This window comes from Rhizobium sp. SEMIA 4085 (genome assembly GCF_013004495.1).
GTDB lineage: Bacteria > Pseudomonadota > Alphaproteobacteria > Rhizobiales > Rhizobiaceae > Rhizobium > Rhizobium gallicum.
In genome coordinates, this window is sequence record NZ_JABEPH010000423.1 from 1 (window position 1) to 4,568 (window position 4,568).

The 4,568-nt window shown below is 58.4% G+C and carries 3 protein-coding genes and 1 pseudogene; 2 read left to right on the top strand and 2 right to left on the bottom strand.

What is annotated here, in order from left to right:
- Positions 1-82 precede the first annotated feature (82 nt).
- Positions 83-1,456 carry an ISNCY family transposase gene (locus tag C9413_RS28140; protein WP_039844889.1) on the top strand — a complete coding sequence of 458 codons (1,374 nt, stop codon included), beginning with the start codon at positions 83-85 and terminating at the stop codon, positions 1,454-1,456.
- A 6-nt stretch (positions 1,457-1,462) separates the two neighbouring features.
- On the opposite strand, the gene C9413_RS28145 is transcribed toward C9413_RS28140, so the two are convergent.
- Positions 1,463-2,200 carry a hypothetical protein gene (locus tag C9413_RS28145; RefSeq protein ID WP_040115452.1) on the bottom strand — a complete coding sequence of 246 codons (738 nt, stop codon included), beginning with the start codon at positions 2,198-2,200 and terminating at the stop codon, positions 1,463-1,465.
- Positions 2,201-2,616: 416 nt separating this feature from the next.
- Here C9413_RS28145 and C9413_RS28150 point away from each other — a divergent pair.
- Positions 2,617-3,078, top strand: a pseudogene (locus C9413_RS28150) (helix-turn-helix domain-containing protein); the annotation flags it as partial.
- Positions 3,079-3,409: 331 nt separating this feature from the next.
- Here C9413_RS28150 and C9413_RS28155 read toward each other — a convergent pair.
- Positions 3,410-4,441, bottom strand: coding sequence for an IS110 family transposase (locus C9413_RS28155; protein ID WP_040116569.1), 1,032 nt, complete (start codon positions 4,439-4,441; stop codon positions 3,410-3,412).
- Between the last annotated feature and the right edge of the window lie 127 nt (positions 4,442-4,568).

Sequence of the window (4,568 nt, forward strand, 5' to 3'; positions counted from 1 at the left end):
TGTAGCCGCAAAGTTAAAGTGTCCTGTTTCTGCAAAGTAAGAATGTCACACTCCCCGCGTTTGATGACGTGGGAGATTGCCGATGGGACTGATTGCGATGAGCGAGCGTGACCTGCAGCGGATCGAGGTTTTGTCGAAAGTCATCGACGGTCGAATGACGTTGATGTCGGCGGCGCATGTTCTGGCGCTGAGCGAGCGCCAGGTGCGCCGGCTGCTGGAGCGGATCAGAACGGGTGGCGCGGCGTCGATCCGGCACAAGGCGATCGGCCGGCCGTCGAACAACCGGATCAACGATGGGCTTCGCGATTATGCTTTGACGCTCATTCGCGAGCGCTATTGGGATTTCGGGCCGACGCTGGCGGCCGAGAAGCTTGCAGAGCTCGATGGGCTGACGGTGTCGCGCGAGACGCTGCGGCAATGGATGACGGCGGCCGGTATCTGGCGATCGCGCCAGCAGCGTCGCAGCTTCCATCAGCCACGATTGCGGCGCGAGGCTTATGGTGAGCTGGTGCAGATCGACGGCTCCGAGCATCGCTGGTTCGAAGATCGTGGGCCACCATGTACGCTTTTGGTGTTCATCGACGATGCGACGGGCAAGCTGATGCAGTTGCGCTTTGTGGGCTCGGAAAGCGCCTTCAGTTATTTCGCGGCGCTGGAACTCTATCTGCAGGATCACGGGGCGCCGGTGGCGTTTTATTCCGACAAGCATTCGGTGTTCCGGGTGGCGAAGAAGGACGCCAAGGGCGGTCAGGGCATGACCCAGTTCGGCCGGGCGCTTTGCGAGCTAAACATCGAGATTCTTTGCGCAAATTCAAGCCAGGCCAAGGGCCGCGTCGAGCGCATGAACCAGACATTGCAGGACCGATTGATCAAGGATATGCGATTGGCAGGGATCTGCGACATGCAGGCGGGCAATGCCTTTCTGCCCAATTTCATGGAAGGCTACAACGCGCGGTTTGCAGTTGCCCCTGCCCGATCTGACAATCTGCATCGGCCGGTGAACCTGGCGTTGGACCGGCTCAAGGACATTCTGTGCAAGCGTGAGCAGCGGTATGTCGGGGCGCAGCTGACGTTCTCGTTCGAGCGCCAGCGGATCATGCTGGAAGAGACCGATATCACGCGTGGGCTGGTCGGTCGCTATGTCGAGACCTATGCCTTTGCCGATGGCCGGTTGGACGTGCGCTGGAAAGGCCATTCGCTGCCGTATCGGGTGTTCGACAAGGACCAGCGGGTGACGCATGCGGCGATCACCGAGAACAAGCGGCTTTCCGACGTGCTGGCCTACATCAAGGAACAGCAGGATCAGCGATTGCCGCCGAAGGTGAAGACCAACAGCGAGAAGAACGGTTACACACCGCGGGGCCGCAGGCCGGGCAAGCAGACGGATTTCATGAACGATCCGGCGGTGATTGCGCGGCGTGAGAAAGCACTGTTGAGACAGCCAGCTGCGGAATAAAGATCGTCAATGCACGCCGATGTCACTTTGCGCATCCGACTCCAACTGCAGGCAAGCGGGCCAAAGTGGCGTCTTGTGGAAGGTTCCATCCTGAAGGAGCGTGAGCCCCTCTCGTGCTTCATAGAGCAAGCCGAGCCAGCATAAGCGCCGAAAGACGCCATATTGGAGATCGGATCTCAACTTCCAGGCTTCCAGGGTCATTTCGGTGTCCGACAGAGGCGCCAGGTCTGGATAGAGGATCTTCACAACGTCCATTGGCGTGCACCCTTCTCTGGCCTTGATATTGAGAAGATTGAGGAACATGCGCCACCAGCGTAACCGCGCCCGCACCTCCTGTTCTCGCTCGGTGGCGTGGACATACGAATAGAGATAATCCGTGGCGACCAGATCGAAGAAGGCTTGCGGGTTCACCAGGAACTCCCGGCCGCGTCTGGTTGGCAGCAGCACATCTTTGTTTTTGCGAAGAAGCTTCAGATGACGGGTCATGTCGCGCACGACCCAAAGCGGTGGCATGTCGCTTTCATTGAGTACCTTGTTCATGCTGTAGAGATCTTCGGCTGTGAATCCTGGCCAGAGGAAGTGCACCGCCGCCCAATGCACGAACTTGCGGTTCATGGCGCCGGTTGCTGTCAATCCTATGCCACCCTCACCGTCAGCATAGGCAACCGAAAGAAGCATGCCGCGCAGAAGTGGTGACAGCGCGGCGACATCGACGTCACCCTGCAGTTTGATTTCCGGAAGCATCGTGCGGCTTTGATCCCTACCCTGCGCCATGCAGATGACAGAGAGTATCGAGCGGCAAAAGAACAATTGCCAGTGAGAAAGCTAAAGCCGAAGGGGTTTGCCTCACCCGCCCCCTCCCTTCCCTTGCAACCCGGCCCAGCCGGTCCGGTCGGGGGCTTGCCACAGTGCAAGTGGACATGTCGCGTGTCGCATTTCTAACTGGCTGGCGACGCGCCCAAAGTGACATTTCTACTTTGCGCCAGAACGGACATTTCAACCTAGCCGCCACATTGTTTGTAGCGGCATTTTAGAAATGCGACACATAGGCCAGTTAGAGATGCGACAGTCTCGCCTCTCGACGCACTGGTCAAAGCCAACGTTGGGAGCAAGGATGACGATCTTCAGCCTGGTCGAGACCATGAGCGGTCGGAGTCGTCATGTCCTTTATGATCACCATGTCGCAGAAAGAGTTGCATCGCCTCGAAGTCATCCAGAAGATCCGTGACGAACGCCTGAGCGTTGTCCAGGCTGCCGAACTGCTCGACCTCAGTCGAAGTCAGGTCCATCGGCTGCTGCAGGCTTATGACCGGAATGGTCCAGCCGGCCTTGTTTCCAAGAAGCGATCACAACCGAGCAACCGGCGCCACAGCGAGGAGCTTCGCAATGCGGCGCTGGATCTGATCCGGGAGCGCTATCTGGATTTCGGTCCGACGCTGGCGCGCGAGAAGCTGATCGAGCTGCACCGGATCTCGGTGGCCAAGGAGACGCTGCGGCAATGGATGACCGAGGCCGGCATCTGGATCTCGCGTCGCGAGCGCAAGAAGCGGGTTTTCCAGCCACGCGGCCGGCGCGACTGCTTTGGCGAACTGGTGCAGATCGATGGTTCGCATCACTGGTGGTTGTCTAATCGCATTCCGTCCGTCAAGCTGATTTGAGCAGCGACCTCTCCGGCTTGCGAGATATGCAACACGGCGGAATTGATTGGGTGAATCTGCCCTCACCGCCGGTGCAGTGCCGTCAAAGCTGTCCAGTGCTGGGAGCAGGGTTGTCTCCGCGGTCGACAAATGTCGCCGCACAATGGTCTTCGCAGGTGGGATCTTCCTAATGTTCGAGGCGCAGTCTCAACGAACTGCAGCCACCAGAAGCGGAATGATCCTGCCCACGTCCGCAGCAGGGACGCTCAGCACCCAAAGTTAGATGGCGCGCTGAGGGACGAAGGCTGAGCGTCTCCTATATGGTCGCGCCAGCCGATGCGTTGAACACTTCTCCCGTTTTGAGCATGCTGTGCATTATGACCGCGAGTTTCCGGGCGACTGCCACAGCGGCCCGCTTGAAGCCAAGTCGCTCCCGCAGCTTAAGTCCCCAACGCTTGAGACTGCTCTCGGTCCTGGCACTAGTTCTCGTCAGAAGCGCTGTCGCGGCTTCATAAAGCAGCCCACGTAAACGATTGTCACCCCTTCGCGAGATATGGCCGTCATAATCGACCTCCCCTGACTGATAACGCCGCGTTGTCAGCCCAAGCCAGGCGCCCACCGAGCGCGACGTTCGAAAGTTTTCTGGATTTTCAATTGCCGTAACGTAGGACACCGCCGTGACCGCGCCGATTCCCGGAATTGTCATCAATAGCTTCGTGGCTTCGCTCCGACGTGCCACTATGAGCAACTGGCGACCAAGATCGGCTGCGCGCTTGCGGATATCGTGCCAGGCCTCCAGAAGAGGCAAGATAATCTTCGCAAGCTCGTTGTTGCCATCTAAAAGCTTTCGCACATCGCCATCAAAGACCCGACCCTTCCCTTTCGGGATGATCAGACCGAAGGTCTTCATCAGGCCCCGGATTTGATTGCCAAGTTGTGTTGAGATGTAAAGGAGTTGTTCGCGGGCAGCCACCAATGTGCGGGCCATCATAGCGTCAAACGACTTGACGCGAACCGCTTTGTAAAAGCCTGCTTCAGCGAGTTGCGCCAAGCCATCCGCATCATTGGCGTCGGTCTTGTTGAGCGTCTCGTTCAATACCTTTTGCGCGTGCCGCGCTTCAATGCAGATCGCCGGCACCCCCTCGGCCGTCAGGGCATGATAGAACCACGTCGACAACGGCCCTGTTTCAAAGACGACGCCCCTGGCCTGCGGGGCGTGTTTGCGGATCACCTCAGCCAGGAGCTTTGGATCCGAAGGACACTTTCCCCGCCAGATCCGCTTTCCATCCTGTCGAATCGAAATCGCGGTATCTTTCAACGACACATCAAGCCCAATATATTGGTTCACGGTTGCCTCCATCCGATGTTTGGGCCCGGTTCCAATCGAGAGCCCGTATTTCCATCCTATCGGGGGCAACCACCCTCGCCAGCCAAAAAGCCGCAGACGGTTGCGCCGCGATTACTCCATGTTCGAG

What these genes read in the sequence shown, in the direction of transcription:
- C9413_RS28140 (WP_039844889.1), top strand. Translation starts at nt 83, where the DNA reads ATGGGACTGATTGCGATGAGCGAGCGTGACCTGCAGCGGATCGAGGTT.
- C9413_RS28145 (WP_040115452.1), bottom strand. Translation starts at nt 2,200, where the DNA reads ATGCTTCCGGAAATCAAACTGCAGGGTGACGTCGATGTCGCCGCGCTG.